The organism is Desulfuribacillus stibiiarsenatis, assembly GCF_001742305.1.
GTDB lineage: Bacteria > Bacillota > Bacilli > Desulfuribacillales > Desulfuribacillaceae > Desulfuribacillus_A > Desulfuribacillus_A stibiiarsenatis.
Map to the genome: position 1 here is coordinate 169,969 of NZ_MJAT01000036.1, position 13,592 is coordinate 183,560.

The 13,592-nt window shown below is 34.5% G+C and carries 17 protein-coding genes; 3 read left to right on the forward strand and 14 right to left on the reverse strand.

From position 1 onward, the window contains the following. Positions 1-18 precede the first annotated feature (18 nt). The 10 genes from panD to BHU72_RS12335 form a co-directional block, all read right to left on the reverse strand. Positions 19-399 (reverse strand): aspartate 1-decarboxylase, encoded by a 381-nt coding sequence (gene panD, locus BHU72_RS12295; protein ID WP_069702923.1) that lies wholly within the window; start codon positions 397-399, stop codon positions 19-21. After that, positions 392-1,252 carry a pantoate--beta-alanine ligase gene (gene panC, locus BHU72_RS12300; protein ID WP_218076140.1) on the reverse strand — a complete coding sequence of 287 codons (861 nt, stop codon included), beginning with the start codon at positions 1,250-1,252 and terminating at the stop codon, positions 392-394. The genes panD and panC overlap by 8 nt, the downstream gene beginning before the upstream one ends. After that, complete coding sequence (panB, locus tag BHU72_RS12305) at positions 1,249-2,139, reverse strand: 3-methyl-2-oxobutanoate hydroxymethyltransferase (RefSeq protein WP_301553534.1); 891 nt, start codon at positions 2,137-2,139, stop codon at positions 1,249-1,251. Before panB ends, panC begins: the two co-directional genes overlap by 4 nt. Positions 2,140-2,272: 133 nt before the next feature. Continuing rightward, on the reverse strand, positions 2,273-3,262 hold the full coding sequence (locus BHU72_RS12310; protein WP_069702924.1) for a biotin--[acetyl-CoA-carboxylase] ligase: 990 nt from the start codon (positions 3,260-3,262) through the stop codon (positions 2,273-2,275). A 171-nt stretch (positions 3,263-3,433) separates the two neighbouring features. Continuing rightward, positions 3,434-4,558 carry an N-acetyl-alpha-D-glucosaminyl L-malate synthase BshA gene (bshA, locus tag BHU72_RS12315; protein ID WP_069702925.1) on the reverse strand — a complete coding sequence of 375 codons (1,125 nt, stop codon included), beginning with the start codon at positions 4,556-4,558 and terminating at the stop codon, positions 3,434-3,436. A gap of 21 nt (positions 4,559-4,579) precedes the next feature. Next, positions 4,580-5,380, reverse strand: coding sequence for a 4-hydroxy-tetrahydrodipicolinate reductase (gene dapB / locus BHU72_RS12320; protein ID WP_069702926.1), 801 nt, complete (start codon positions 5,378-5,380; stop codon positions 4,580-4,582). Between the two features lie 56 nt (positions 5,381-5,436). Continuing rightward, a complete protein-coding gene (locus BHU72_RS12325; protein WP_069702948.1) occupies positions 5,437-5,745 on the reverse strand; it encodes a nucleotide pyrophosphohydrolase in 309 nt (102 codons plus the stop codon). A gap of 4 nt (positions 5,746-5,749) precedes the next feature. Beyond that, positions 5,750-5,941, reverse strand: a complete 192-nt coding sequence (locus tag BHU72_RS15930) for a hypothetical protein (protein ID WP_176720478.1) — start codon at positions 5,939-5,941, stop codon at positions 5,750-5,752. A gap of 69 nt (positions 5,942-6,010) precedes the next feature. Continuing rightward, complete coding sequence (locus BHU72_RS12330; RefSeq protein WP_245671902.1) at positions 6,011-6,994, reverse strand: NAD(P)/FAD-dependent oxidoreductase; 984 nt, start codon at positions 6,992-6,994, stop codon at positions 6,011-6,013. Between the two features lie 22 nt (positions 6,995-7,016). After that, positions 7,017-7,256, reverse strand: coding sequence for a metal-sensing transcriptional repressor (locus BHU72_RS12335; RefSeq protein ID WP_069702927.1), 240 nt, complete (start codon positions 7,254-7,256; stop codon positions 7,017-7,019). 162 nt (positions 7,257-7,418) lie between these two features. Between BHU72_RS12335 and BHU72_RS12340 the strand changes: the two genes are divergently transcribed. Continuing rightward, positions 7,419-8,246: a YitT family protein gene (locus tag BHU72_RS12340; protein WP_069702928.1), complete on the forward strand. Its 828-nt coding sequence runs from the start codon at positions 7,419-7,421 to the stop codon at positions 8,244-8,246. Positions 8,247-8,280: 34 nt separating this feature from the next. Here BHU72_RS12340 and BHU72_RS12345 read toward each other — a convergent pair whose 3' ends face one another. Then, a complete protein-coding gene (locus BHU72_RS12345; RefSeq protein WP_069702929.1) occupies positions 8,281-9,390 on the reverse strand; it encodes a GGDEF domain-containing protein in 1,110 nt (369 codons plus the stop codon). A 75-nt stretch (positions 9,391-9,465) separates the two neighbouring features. Then, complete coding sequence (locus tag BHU72_RS12350) at positions 9,466-10,269, reverse strand: hypothetical protein (protein WP_069702930.1); 804 nt, start codon at positions 10,267-10,269, stop codon at positions 9,466-9,468. A 99-nt stretch (positions 10,270-10,368) separates the two neighbouring features. Here BHU72_RS12350 and BHU72_RS12355 point away from each other — a divergent pair, with 99 nt between their 5' ends. Then, complete coding sequence (locus BHU72_RS12355) at positions 10,369-10,989, forward strand: DedA family protein (RefSeq protein ID WP_069702931.1); 621 nt, start codon at positions 10,369-10,371, stop codon at positions 10,987-10,989. A gap of 25 nt (positions 10,990-11,014) precedes the next feature. On the opposite strand, the gene BHU72_RS12360 is transcribed toward BHU72_RS12355, so the two are convergent. Beyond that, the gene (locus BHU72_RS12360) at positions 11,015-11,578 is read right to left on the reverse strand and encodes a YpiB family protein (protein WP_176720479.1); all 564 of its coding nucleotides are present in this window, start codon (positions 11,576-11,578) and stop codon (positions 11,015-11,017) included. A gap of 317 nt (positions 11,579-11,895) precedes the next feature. On the opposite strand from BHU72_RS12360, the gene BHU72_RS12365 reads away from it, so the two are divergent. Then, positions 11,896-13,233 carry a sodium-dependent transporter gene (locus BHU72_RS12365; RefSeq protein ID WP_069702933.1) on the forward strand — a complete coding sequence of 446 codons (1,338 nt, stop codon included), beginning with the start codon at positions 11,896-11,898 and terminating at the stop codon, positions 13,231-13,233. A gap of 162 nt (positions 13,234-13,395) precedes the next feature. Here BHU72_RS12365 and BHU72_RS15495 read toward each other — a convergent pair. After that, on the reverse strand, positions 13,396-13,592 hold a 197-nt coding region (locus BHU72_RS15495), incomplete at its 5' end, for a transposase domain-containing protein (protein ID WP_141709254.1).

Here is a 13,592-nt window from a genome sequence, read left to right on the forward strand (position 1 = left end):
GGGTGTGCTTTATACATTTTATTTCACTGTCTTCGGTAATTCTTGATCTATAAAAGAAAATTCGTTATTTTCATCTAGAAGAATCAATTTTGGAACAAGCTGTTTCGCTTCTTCATTTGAAAACATACCATAAGAGATAATAATCACTCGGTCTCCTGGCTGAACTAGTCGAGCAGCGGCACCATTCAAGCAAATATCTCTTTTACCACGTTCCCCTGGTATAACATAGGTTTCGAATCGGGCTCCATTATTATTGTTAACGATTGCTACCTTTTCATTAGGTAGGATATCTGCTACCTCTAGTAGCTCTTCATCAATTGTAATACTTCCTACGTAGTTAAGATTAGCTTCTGTAACAGTCGCGCGATGAAGCTTAGACTTCATCATTGTTCTAAACAATCGAATCACCCCTAATAATCATATTGTCTATCAGTCGTGTTTTTCCAAACTTTACTGCGACTGCAATGACATATTCTTGAGTATCTATAGTACTCGCAATATCCCATGTGCCCAAATTTCGAATTTCAATATAGTCAATCTCTGCACCTTCAACATTGTTTATCATATCTTTGATAGTTGAAACTAACATTTTCGCATTTGTTTGACCTTGCTTTAAAGCTATTAATGCTTTTTTAAAAGATCGATAAATAACGCTGGCGTTTTCTCTTTGTACATCTGTTAAATACACATTGCGGGAACTCATGGCTAAACCGTTAGCTTCCCGGATAATTGGACATATTCTAATCTTCACTGGAAAGTCCAAATCCCGAATCATTTGTTTAATAATTAGAGCTTGTTGTATATCTTTCTGACCAAAATACGCCTGGTCTGGTGATACAATATTTAAAAGTTTAGCTACAACCGTAGCTACCCCAGTGAAGTGTCCTGGCCTAGATTTGCCACACAACCCTTCACTGTATTGATTTACTATTACTTCTGTAAAACGTTTTCCAGGATACATCGTATCCACTGATGGTGAAAAAATATAATCTACGCTATCATTTAATAAACTGATGTCCCGTTTTAAATCTCTAGGATATTGCGAGAAATCTTCATTTTCACCAAATTGAGTTGGGTTCACAAATATACTCACAATTGTTATATCATTTTCTTTTATAGACTCATTTACCAATGAAATATGACCTTCATGTAAATATCCCATAGTAGGTACAAAACCTATACGTTTCCCAGCACATTTTAATTTTGAAACTATATCTCTAACTTCTTGAATTGTATAAAGAATAGGTATCATGATTCATTTCTCCCATATAACTGATTCAATACCTCTTGGGTCATATCAAAGCTATGCTCTTTTAGAGGAAAAAGTCTGTTCTTGACCTCATGAATATATTGTTGAAGGCTATTTTGTATCTCTGTTGAGAGAGAATTATATTGCTTTACAAATTTAGGTGATACATTTCCTTGAATGCCGAGCATATCGTGGATTACTAACACCTGACCATCACAATTATTTCCAGCACCGATACCAATCGTTGGTATATTGATTTGTTCTGTGATAGACTTTGCAAGTTCGAAAGGTACGCATTCCAAAACGATTGCATATGCTCCCGCAGCTTCTAGTTCCTTAGCATCCAGTAATAATTTCTTAGCAGCTTCTATATCTTTTCCTTGAACCATATATCCACCATACTGATGAACAGACTGTGGTAATAAACCGATATGCCCCATAACAGGAATGCCTGAACTGGTCAAAACACGTACTGTTTCGGATATCTCGGAACCACCTTCCAGTTTCACACTCGCTGCACCCGTAAGTTGCATGATTTTAGCAGCATTTGCTAAAGTATCCGCTAAACTTATATGATAACTCATAAATGGCATATCAATTACAACTAAAGATCTCTTAACGCCTCTAACAACAGCTTTCCCATGGTGAATCATATCTTCAATTGTTACAGGTATCGTAGAATCATATCCAAGAACCACCATTCCTAGCGAATCTCCCACTAGTATTACTTCTATACCTGCTTCATCACAAGCTTTCGCTGTTGGATAATCATACGCTGTCAACACGGTAATAGGTTCTTTATTTTTCATATTGCGTATAGTAGCAGTCGTAATTTTTTTCAATATATTATCCCCAATCATTGAAAGATTTGCTTTTGGCCAAAATAACAAATATAGCCTCCTAGCTACGCTAGAAGGCGATACGACATGGGAAAAGTTATAATATTACAATATCAATAAGTGCAGTTCCCACGGATACCACCTTATGTGACATAGTATATATGGTATGGTCGAATAAATCAACCTATAAAACAATTTCACCACTATAGATAACCTGTGTTTCTCCATCTTTCCCGACCAGTGATAATGCACCTTGATCCGTAATACCTAGTAAAGTTCCTTGAATGATACTGGAATGTGTATGAACTGTAATCTCTTTACCAATTGAATACGCATATTCTTCCCATAAATCTTTAAATGCAGTAAAGCCATTTTCAATAAAAGCCTGGTATGCCCTTTCTAACTCCAGTAAGAGATTCGCGAAACAAACCCTTCTATTTACCACAATATCGGTCTCATTTCGAATCGATGTTGGCATATAATGTTGATTTTCTATCATATTAAGTTCTCCGGCAGTTTGATTAAGATTAATGCCAATTCCAAGAATTGCATAGTGAATGGAGTCTAGATCTGATGACATTTCTACTAAAATCCCACAAACCTTCTTTTGGTGAATAAGAATATCATTCGGCCATTTAATCTTAGCAGGAACATGATAATGATTTGAAATAAATCTTGCAACAACTGTAGCAAGCATAAGTGTTATTTGCGGTGCTCTATTAATAGGAATCTTAGGTCTCGTAATAATCGACATATATATCCCTTTATTCTTCAAAGAAACCCATTGCCGCCCCATTCTTCCTTTACCTTCTGTTTGCTCCTCTGCTACAATGACAGTCCCTTCTGGCGCATTACTTGATTCAGCTATTTGCTTAGCAATTGTATTGGTTGACCCTAGCGAGACATAATAACAATAATCCCGAGCAAAATCAGTAGTTTTCAGATACCTACTAACTTCTTCCTCAGTTAATACATCAGGGGATTTTTGTATTTGATACCCTTTCTTGGGGACAGAAAAAATCTCGTAACCCTCTTTCTTTAACTCTTGAATATGTTTCCAAATTGCTGTTCTAGAAAGATTGAAAGTTTTACTAATTTCTTCACCTGAAGTAAATATTTGATTGTTCTCTTTTAAAATGGAAAGAATTTTGTATCGCACCGGTTGATTATTCATAAGACATCTCCATCTGTAACACCTAATCACAATAAATATTTTCTTGCGTAATATGTACAATAGCCCAATGTAAAAAGGAAGGAAGAAAGGAATGCGTAAAATTACTGGAATGTTGATTTTTTTTAGCAAACTATATTTTGAATTTAAAAAGCGAAAAAATCTTAGAGAAATTTAATTATAGTACGAATAATACAATTTCTCGTACTGATTCACAATGTATTCTTTGTTAAATCGTTCAACACTAGTTACTCTTGCTTGTTGCGATATCCTTTGATGAAGCTCATTTGACTGTAGCAGTCTTATACTGTATTGTGCCATATTTTCGACATCTCCCACAGGAGCTAAATAACCAGAATAGCCGTGTTCTATTAACTCTGGAATTCCTCCTGTTTGGGATGCTACAACAGGTACTCCACTAGCCATCGCTTCTAATGCGGCAAGACCAAAACTTTCCTTTTCGGATGGTAGTAGAAAAAGGTCACTCATTGAATAAAGTTCTGGTAAATTTGCGGGATTCTCCAAACAATATATATATTCTCCTAGTTGATGCTCGTGAATATATTTAAGTAATGTATCGAAATTCGGTCCTTGACCAACAATCAAAAGTTTGCAGTCCACTGTTGTTTTGACATTTTGAAAAATTTTTAAAACATCTAATGGTCTTTTCACGGAACGTAAATTAGAAACATGAAGAAGAAGCTTTTGGTTTTTGTCTACATAATATGATTTTAACCTATGGTTAACCTTAGAAGGTGTGAACAAATTTACATCTATAAAGTTATAAATTGTTCGTATGCAATTTAATTGAAATAACATCTTCGCTTCTTTTGCTAATGCATTAGAAACAGCTGTTATCGCATCACAAGATTTTAAAGCGAACGATAACAGTGGGAATATACGTTTATCATAGCCCATAACAGAAATATCGGTCCCATGTAAGGTAACGAAAATCTTTACCTGTTTCTTCTCCTTAACCATTTGCTTTGCCAAATAAGCACAACTTAAGTGAGGGACCGCATAATGAACATGTATAACATCTAGATTGTATTCTAATATTGCTTCTGCAATGATACAAGCAAGAGAGTGTTCATAGGGTGGATATTTAAATAGTGAATATTGATTCACTGTTACTTTTTGAAACGTAATGTTGTCCATAGGATATTCTAATAATCGAAAAGGCATATCTGAAGAAATAAAATGCACTTTATGTCCCTTCTCTGCCATTGCTTTTCCGATTTCAGTTGCAACAACGCCCGAACCACCAATGGTCGGATAACATACGATGCCAATATTCAATCTATCACATCCATTTTCAACCTAGTCGATAAGATTTTCTAAACCATAGATTGCTCCCACAAAGTCCTTAACCTTCTTTACAGCTAAGTTTACTCCTGGCATGAACGATTCACGATGAATACTATCGTGCTTAATCGATAGAACCTGCCCTTGAGAACCAAAAATAACTTCTTGATGAGCAACAAATCCTGGTAATCTAACACTATGTATTCGAAAACCATCGTACTCCCCACCACGAGAACCTGGGATTTTTTCGTACTCATTTTCTAATCCTTGTTTAATTGATTTTCTTTGCGCTTTAATCATTTCAGCAGTTTTTAATGCAGTGCCTGATGGCGCGTCTATTTTTTGATCATGGTGTAATTCTATAATTTCTACATGTGGCATATATTTAGCTGCTTGTTCAGCGAAACGCATCATTAGTATCGCACCAATCGCAAAATTTGGTGCAAATATACCACCTAACTCACGCTCTTTTAGCAAACGATCAAATTCTTTAATTTCTTCTAACTGTAGTCCTGTCGTTCCTACAACTGGATATACACCATATTGAATAGCTGTTTTAATATTATGATGAACAGCTTGTGGATTTGTAAAATCAATTAATACGTCAGCATGACAACGCATTAAAGATTGCTCTATGTTATTTTCAAAATTGATGCCTACAGTGTCCATACCAAGAACTAACCCAACATCAATAGCATCCATCTTTAAATCTATTGCTGCTACTAGCTCTAATTCTGGATCATTAATGACCATTTTTAATACTTCTTGTCCCATTTTTCCATTAGCACCTGATACGGCCACTTTGATTTTACTCATTCTTACACCCCTTATGATTTATCAAATAGTATTTTATCATAATTCATCGCTAAGGACTATTTTTTTGTCCAACGATCTTTATCTCGAGTCTTGTATTTCTCCATCACTTGATCATGGGCTGTTTGCAAATCGATTCCTAATCGATTTGCCATACAAATCATGACAAATAGTAAATCCCCAAGTTCCATTTCTATAGAACCATTTTCTTCTGACGTTTTTTTCGGTTTCTGACCATAGATGTGGTTCACTTCTCTTGCTAATTCACCTAATTCTTCACTCATACGTACTACTAATGTCATTGGCGTAAAATAACCTTCAACATATTGACCTATGTACTGATCTACTTCTTCTTGTAAATCTGCCATTGTTTTATGTTGTTTCAATGTATTTCTCCTTCCATATGCTACTCTTAACAACTTGGCATTCGCCAAGCTTTGGCGAAGATAATGCCTTAGTTGCACTTATACTATCTACATTTAATAACTGATACTTTCTGATAGTATAAATAAAACTTGGCATACACTTAATCCTATAGACGGAGGTGTATGCCTTAGCTGCCATGACGAAAAATCACTGTTTTATAAAAATTCTAATAACGTTAAAGAAAAACCAGCTTTTGCCAAGCTCCGATTACCCGTATTGTGGGGCTACTGTTTTTTTCTTATGTAAGTACTTTTCACATGACATTGCTGCAATTGCTCCATCAGCTGCCGCAACAACTGCTTGCTTTACCGGTGGTTTTCTTATATCTCCTCCAGCAAAGATACCTGGAATATTCGTCTCCATAAATTCGTTTACACGGATATAACCATCTTCTGTTGTTTCCACTATGCCATTTAAAAACTCAGTATTCGGTTGGTTACCTGAAAGGTAAATAAACACACCATTAACAGATACTTCTTCCCCGTTTTCTAAGATAATGCTTTCTACACTATCACTGCCCTTTATTTCTTTTACCTTAGTATTCAATCTTACATCATACTTATCATTATTAGGTATAGATTCTTGGTCAATATTACCCGTTACTACTTTTCCAGGAATTAACACATACATTTTACTCGCAAATTTGCTTAACACCATAACTTCCTCTATAGCTTCCTCATTGTCTCCAATTACAGCAACTGTTTTATCTTTATAGAAAGATGCATCACAGGTAGCACAATAGCTTACCCCTCTGCCTAAGAATTCGTCTTCACCTGTTATCTTATTCTTCCTTCCACCTCGTGCACCAACTGCTATAAAGATTGATTTCGCTTGAAGGATACCATCCGTTGTAAATATGGTTTTACTATCATCATTTGACATTATACCTTGAACATGTGTAACCACAAAGTTTGCACCAAAGTTCGCCGCCTGATTACGTAACTTGTCTAATAATTCTTGACCTGCCACTTCATCAATCTGCCCAGGATAGTTCGCAATCTTGTGTGTAATTGCAAGTGCTCCAGTACCAGGAGCTTTATCTAAAACAATTGTTTTGGCTTTGCCGCGTGACGCGTAGATAGCAGCTGTTGCACCAGCAGGACCACTTCCAATAATCGCTATATCATATACTCCATCTTGAATGATTTCAGCTTTTTTCTTACCGTCATGTATAAATATGTTCTGTTCCAAATTTAAACCTCCTTCATATCTATTATCTGCTTTTTATTAGTAACTCAATTGCTTGTTGCATTGTATCTTTAATATCATTACCTTGTTCAATATCTTGTAACACACAATACTCTATATTCTCAGCAACAATATTGACAATTAATTTATCAGTAGCAGAACGAATAGCAGATAATTGGTGAATCACTTCCTTACAGGATCGTCCCTCTTCCATCATTTTATGAATACCTTTTGCTTGTCCCTCAATTCTTTTAATCCGATTCATTAGTTTGCTATCATAGTTATTCAGACCGGCACCCCTATACCCCAAAGGGTATTTATAAAAAATCTTATCACGATATGAATGATTATGCAATAAAACGAGTTTGATATTTTCTTAGAAAAGAGCAATAATATTGGATATATAAGTTGTTAAAGGAGTAGGAAAATGCATCACATACATAAATTTATCATGATTATGATTGGTTCTTTAATCTTTTCTATTGGTCTAAATGCATTTACGATTGCAAACAGCTTAGCAGAGGGCGGATTCACAGGAATTGCAATTTTATTACATTACCTTTTTCAGCTGCCAACGGGATGGATGATTTTGTTATTAAACATTCCACTCTTTTTTATAGCTTACCGTATTTTCGGCAAACATTTTATATACTATACGTTGTTAGGAACTGTTTCTGTATCTGTGTTTATTGAATTGACGAAAACCATACAAGTTCCTACTGACGATTTATTATTGGCTTCATTATATGCTGGGGTTACTACGGGTATTGGTTTGGGAATTATATTTCGTTATGGAGGTACAACCGCAGGAGCAGATATTATTGCACGCCTCATGCATAAGTATTTTGGTACTAGCCTAGGAAAATCAATTTTTGTTATGGATATTTTAGTGATAGCTATTTCTGGGTTGTTCCTTGGTCATAGAATTGCTATGTATTCCCTAGTAGGACTTTTCATCACTAGTAGGGTCATTGATTTTGTACAAGAAGGGGCTTATAGCGCAAAAGCGCTATATATAATATCTGAATTCCCTCATAAAATCATACCTGTGATCTCAAATGATATGGGACGAGGATGTACGATTTTAAATGGTAAAGGCGCATATACAGGTAATCAAAAAGAGGTATTACTATGCGTTGTTAACAGATCGGAAATCGTTCGTATTAAAAATATAATTCAACAAATTGATAATCGTGCATTTGTTATAGTGTATGACGTTCGCGAAGTATTAGGAGAAGGTTTTTCTATTCACTAACAACCTCAAAATAAGTAAAAACTCAGAAGCTAATTTACCTTTCTGAGTCTTTATTATTTGCATTGATTGAGCTAACCACTTTATTCTTCCCAGTTTTTTTAGCCTCGTACATGTACATATCTGCTATCTTTGTAAGAGTTTCTTTATTTCCCGCATCCTCTGGGAAGGCTGCAATACCTATGCTCACAGTAACTGATAAATCAGATAGACTTTTAAATCGCACATTTGATATCTCTTCCCTAATAAATTTAGAAAAATTATGTGCCTTTTGCAATGATGTATTAGGCATGATAATTATCATTTCTTCACCGCCATATCGTGCAGCTACATAATTCGTACCCATTACACTATTGACGATTGTTGATCCTATGGAACGTAATACATCATCTCCGAATTGATGTCCGTATGTATCATTAATTTGTTTGAAGTTATCTACATCAATGAAGGCGATGCATAATTCTGTATTATTTTTTCTTGCTATTTCTACTTCAATCATAAATCTTTCATGGGCATGTGTTTGATTATATAACCTTGTTAAGCTATCAGTCACGACTAACTCCTGAATATGAAACGCGTATTCTGTAAGTTGTCGGTTTGCTTCATTTACTTCGCGTATCAGTTGTTCTTTTTGCTCGCTTTGATCGCGGTACTCTCTTTCTAATTTAACAAAAAAGATAATAGGAGCAGAAATACCAATTAAATAAAATACATTAATAATCCAATGATTAAACGTAAAAATATGTGGATCATGGAGATAACTGCTAATTGCATAGCTTATGGATATAAGCACGCCACCTAATATAGCTGCAACAGAAGAAAGAACAAACGCCATTTGGGCGATGATTATAAAGAAAATGCTAAATAAATTTGTTTCTAAAGTTCCATAATGAATAATTGCTATCGATACTAATACAATCTCGATGATGAATATAGTCCACCAGCGAACCATATCTGATTTTCTATTTTCTTTTACCCCCAAAAAAATATACAAGGATAATAAGATAAGTAAAAATAATGATAGATGATCCGTTAAACTCGGCTTATGAGTAGACAACATACCAGCAATCGGTAAAATCATAATAAACCCTAGCTGCGTCAGCAAGATGATGTTCTTGATGGAGTTGATTTTCTTGTCAAAATGCATTCTCTCTACTCCCTGTTTAACAAAATCAATAGTTAATATAAACAACATATTTTAGTATATACTAAATATCATACACTAGTAAGATGAAATTTTCCATTTTCTCCAAAATACTGTCATCATTGCTATTGCAGTGATTGACGATATACCTATCAAATATGATTTAGGAGTAATTTGCGTGTATATCATGTATGCATTTACTTCGCTCGCATGTTTATTTAAAATTTTAAAGGTTTCTGTTAGATATTCTAACGCCTTTGCAGACTGTTTCAATTTCGCTTGGTCGGAAGCTTGATTTAAATGTTGAAAAATCGATTTTATTTGCGTATGGTATTCTTGGGAATACATAATTTGAATTGCACAACTGATTAAATCGTATTTTCTCTCAAGATTCGCAATTTCTATTTTCGCTTCATTATCGGCTATTGTTAGTAAAGTATTAAGTAATTTTTCTGATGTTTTATATAATTCTTCAATTCTCTCTGTAAATGATGAGATATCCTTCCCTACATAGACTTCGCTAGCAATATGGAGTTTGAATATTTCTTCAGCTAATACAGGTTTTTGGACATCTACTTTGTTCAATTCTGTTTTCACTGTTATCATAAGATCAATAAAGGCTTTATGAGCCTCTATAGATATTTCTTTTTGATGATTCGTGTTAAGATATACCTCAATCAACTTGGCTACCACTTCTCTAGCCTGTGGATATTTCTCTTGCTCTACAAAATATTGAATTTGAGAAGAGTAATCCGTTAGAAGCTGTCCTTTCTGTTGATAATTATTACTTGCTGCCAAGCAGATATTGGTCCCTTGAAAAATAGTAATGATTAACAATAATAACTTTGCTAAGTTTTTACGAGAAAATATTTTTTGTTTCATTATATTTCTCCCCCTTCCATATATCATTATGAGTCAACTATTTCTTATACAACCATTTTTATATTCAATTCATAAATTTTTATATCTGGATGTGGTAATTTGGGTATTATTGATAATATATTCACTTTATTAATACCATGGTTCTCAACCTACGGGCTTTTAATAATTTTTGTCGTAATGTTACTTGAAACAATATGGATTCCTATGCCCGGAGAATTCATACTCCCTTTTGCAGGTTATATGGTATTAGTCAATCAATTAGTCTTTGTGGAGGTAATGTTTGTTGCTATTACAGGCTGTTTAATCGGATCAAGCATTGCTTACTTTATAGGATATGCTTACGGTAGGATGACGGCTAATTATTTTCTTGGAAAACGTAGAAAGTTAGCGATTAGCTTTATAAAAACGACCAGATGGTTCCAAAGCTATGGGGAAACGACAGTAATTTGGGGTAGATCTATGCCACTTATAAGAATCAGCATTTCTTATGTGGCCGGCATGTTTAAGATGAACTATCTAAAATTTTTGAGCTATTCCTTTCTAGGTTGGACACTATGGTGTACAATACTGTTAAGCATAGGTCTATTCTTAGGGGAAAAATGGGAGAATATCATTTCATATTTACCGATTTTGACAGGTATTATTTTATTTATCATCATTGTCATTGTAAGTCGTATTTTTTACACTTCTTATTACTTAAATCACAAGGCAAAAAAATAAAAGCTAACCTTAGCAAGTGCCAAGGTTAGTTTTTTATTGGTATTCGCTCTGATTCATTTTTATTAAGCAATTCAAATAATAGTTCTGAGAGCTGAAAGAACTCTTCTTTGTTCTGACCGTCTAGTGCTAAATCGATTTTTCTATACAAATCATAGATTTTAAAATTGACAGTTGCTTGCTCTATTATCATATCTGCTTGAATAGAAATAGAATTGTTAATTTTAGGTTTAGACGTTTTCTCAACTATATAAGCATATTCGGGTGAGTTATGTCTGTCCTTAAAATATAAAACAATATAAATATCTTCATTTAAATTCTTATATAACTCCATAAAAGTTTCTTCCACATTGTAAAGGATCTTCTTTTTATTATAAAATACAAATGGTTTCATCTTCACACAATTAGAAGATATGATAATTGTACGTAATGAAAAATTAGCTTCTTCAACGAAATGAACTCTTCGTAAAACTTCATCATCTGAGCACAGATATGTCAATAACCATGTGGCTTCATTACTTTGTAAAACATAGTTTCTTACAAACCATCGTAAAAATTGTTTTTTGTCTGCAATACTAACAGAGTTAGACACTATGACTCCCTCCTCCATGCAATTGTATATATGTAATATATTCGGAAAATACTATATATTCCCCTTCTTTTAAAAATAAAAATTAACTAGTAATCTAATTACATATTTGGTGATAATTACCCAATTCTGAAAATTCTAAACTGCCATAGTAATCTTTCAATAAATCGTTAAAAAGAATTGATAATAAAAGAAATATGCTATTATACTACCGCTGTAATGTTCTAAAGCCCTAAAATGCTTGTATTTGATATTCGATTTTCTATCCTTTATCGCTTAAAATGTATAAGAATTAATAATTTCATAAGGGAGGTTTTGGAATGAATCGTGAGCAATGGAGTTCTAAGCTCGGATTTATTTTAGCTGCTGCTGGTTCGGCTGTAGGCTTAGGGAACATCTGGAGATTTTCCTATGTTGTAGGTACAGAAGGCGGAGCTGCATTCGTTTTACTTTATTTAGTCATCATTTCTTTAATCGGTTATCCTCTGTTAACGACTGAAATTGCAATTGGTCGTAAAACGCAAAGAAACCCTGTAGGAGCATTCAAAGCTTTAGCACCTAACTCTCCTTGGTGGTTAGTAGGTGGTATGGGAGTATTAGCTGGATTTGTAATCTTATCCTTCTACTCAATCGTTGCTGGTTGGTCGCTTGCTTATACAGCAAAAGCGATTACAGGTTTTGATGCAACGGCAGATTTCACAGGAATGTTCGTAGGTCATATTACAAGCTTATGGCCACCAATCATTTGGCATGCAATCTTTATGGCGTTAACAATTGGTATCATTGCTTCTGGTGTAGTAAATGGTATTCAACGTGCATCTAAAATTCTAATGCCTGCATTATTTATCATCATTCTCATCTTAGTCGTTAGAGGTTTAACATTGCCTGGAGCAGGAGCTGGAGTTTCGTTCTTCTTATCTCCCGATTTTAGTGAAGTTACATCTAAAACTTTCTTAAGAGCAATTGGGCAGTCTTTCTTTACTTTAAGTTTAGGTATGGGTGCACTTATTACTTATGGTAGTTATTTAAAGCGTGAAGACAATATTTCCGATAGTGCTGCATGGATTGTTGGAATAGACACTGCTGTAGCGTTACTAGCTGGATTTGCAATTTTCCCTGCAGTATTTGCTTTAGGCTTTGAGCCTGGTTCTGGTGCTGGACTTGCATTTATGACGTTACCAGCTGTTTTTGCTAGTATGCCATTTGGAACTTTATTTGGATTTATGTTCTTCTTCCTATTAGCGATTGCTGCATTAACTTCTGCAATTTCCTTATTAGAAGTTGTTGTTGCATGGATTGTTGATGAAAAAGGTTGGAGCCGTACTAAAGCTGCATTTACATTAGGCGGAATCATTTTCCTAACAGGCTTACCTCCAACATTAGGATTCAGTGTATTAAGTGACATTAAATTCTTAGGGATGGACATTCTTGATACTTATGATTTCTTTGCTAGTGATGTTATGTTACCACTAGGTGGCCTACTAACTGCAGTTTTCGCTGCACATGTATGGAAGACTAAGAATGCTATTGAAGAAATCAATTCACCAAAAGGTGTAATTTCTTTTGGAAACTGGTATACCGTATTAGTTGGTTATATCATTCCAATTGCAATTGCTATAGTAATGATAGTTGGAATTTACGATAAAGTTATTAAATAAAATTATTAACATATGTAACCCCACGATGATTCGTGGGGTTTTCTTTTTCAATTAAAAGAGTGATTGAATATAAAAATTCAATCACTCTTTTAATAATTTTGTATTGTATTATGGTAACCGCTCAATAACAGGGTGCCAAAAAAGAACTAATACCATGTGGCACTAGTTCTTGCATTCAGCTAGTATACGCGGAGACCAAGGCATTAAATCTTCTAAATCTTCTGGCCTATTCCGGTAATCAGTATCCGGCATGTATAAGAGAAGATAGTTTAGGTAGCTGTATATGTTCAGTCCATTTGCTTTTGCTGTCTCGATGATGCTGTATATAGCGGCACTAGCGGAGGCCCCTTTAGGAGTAG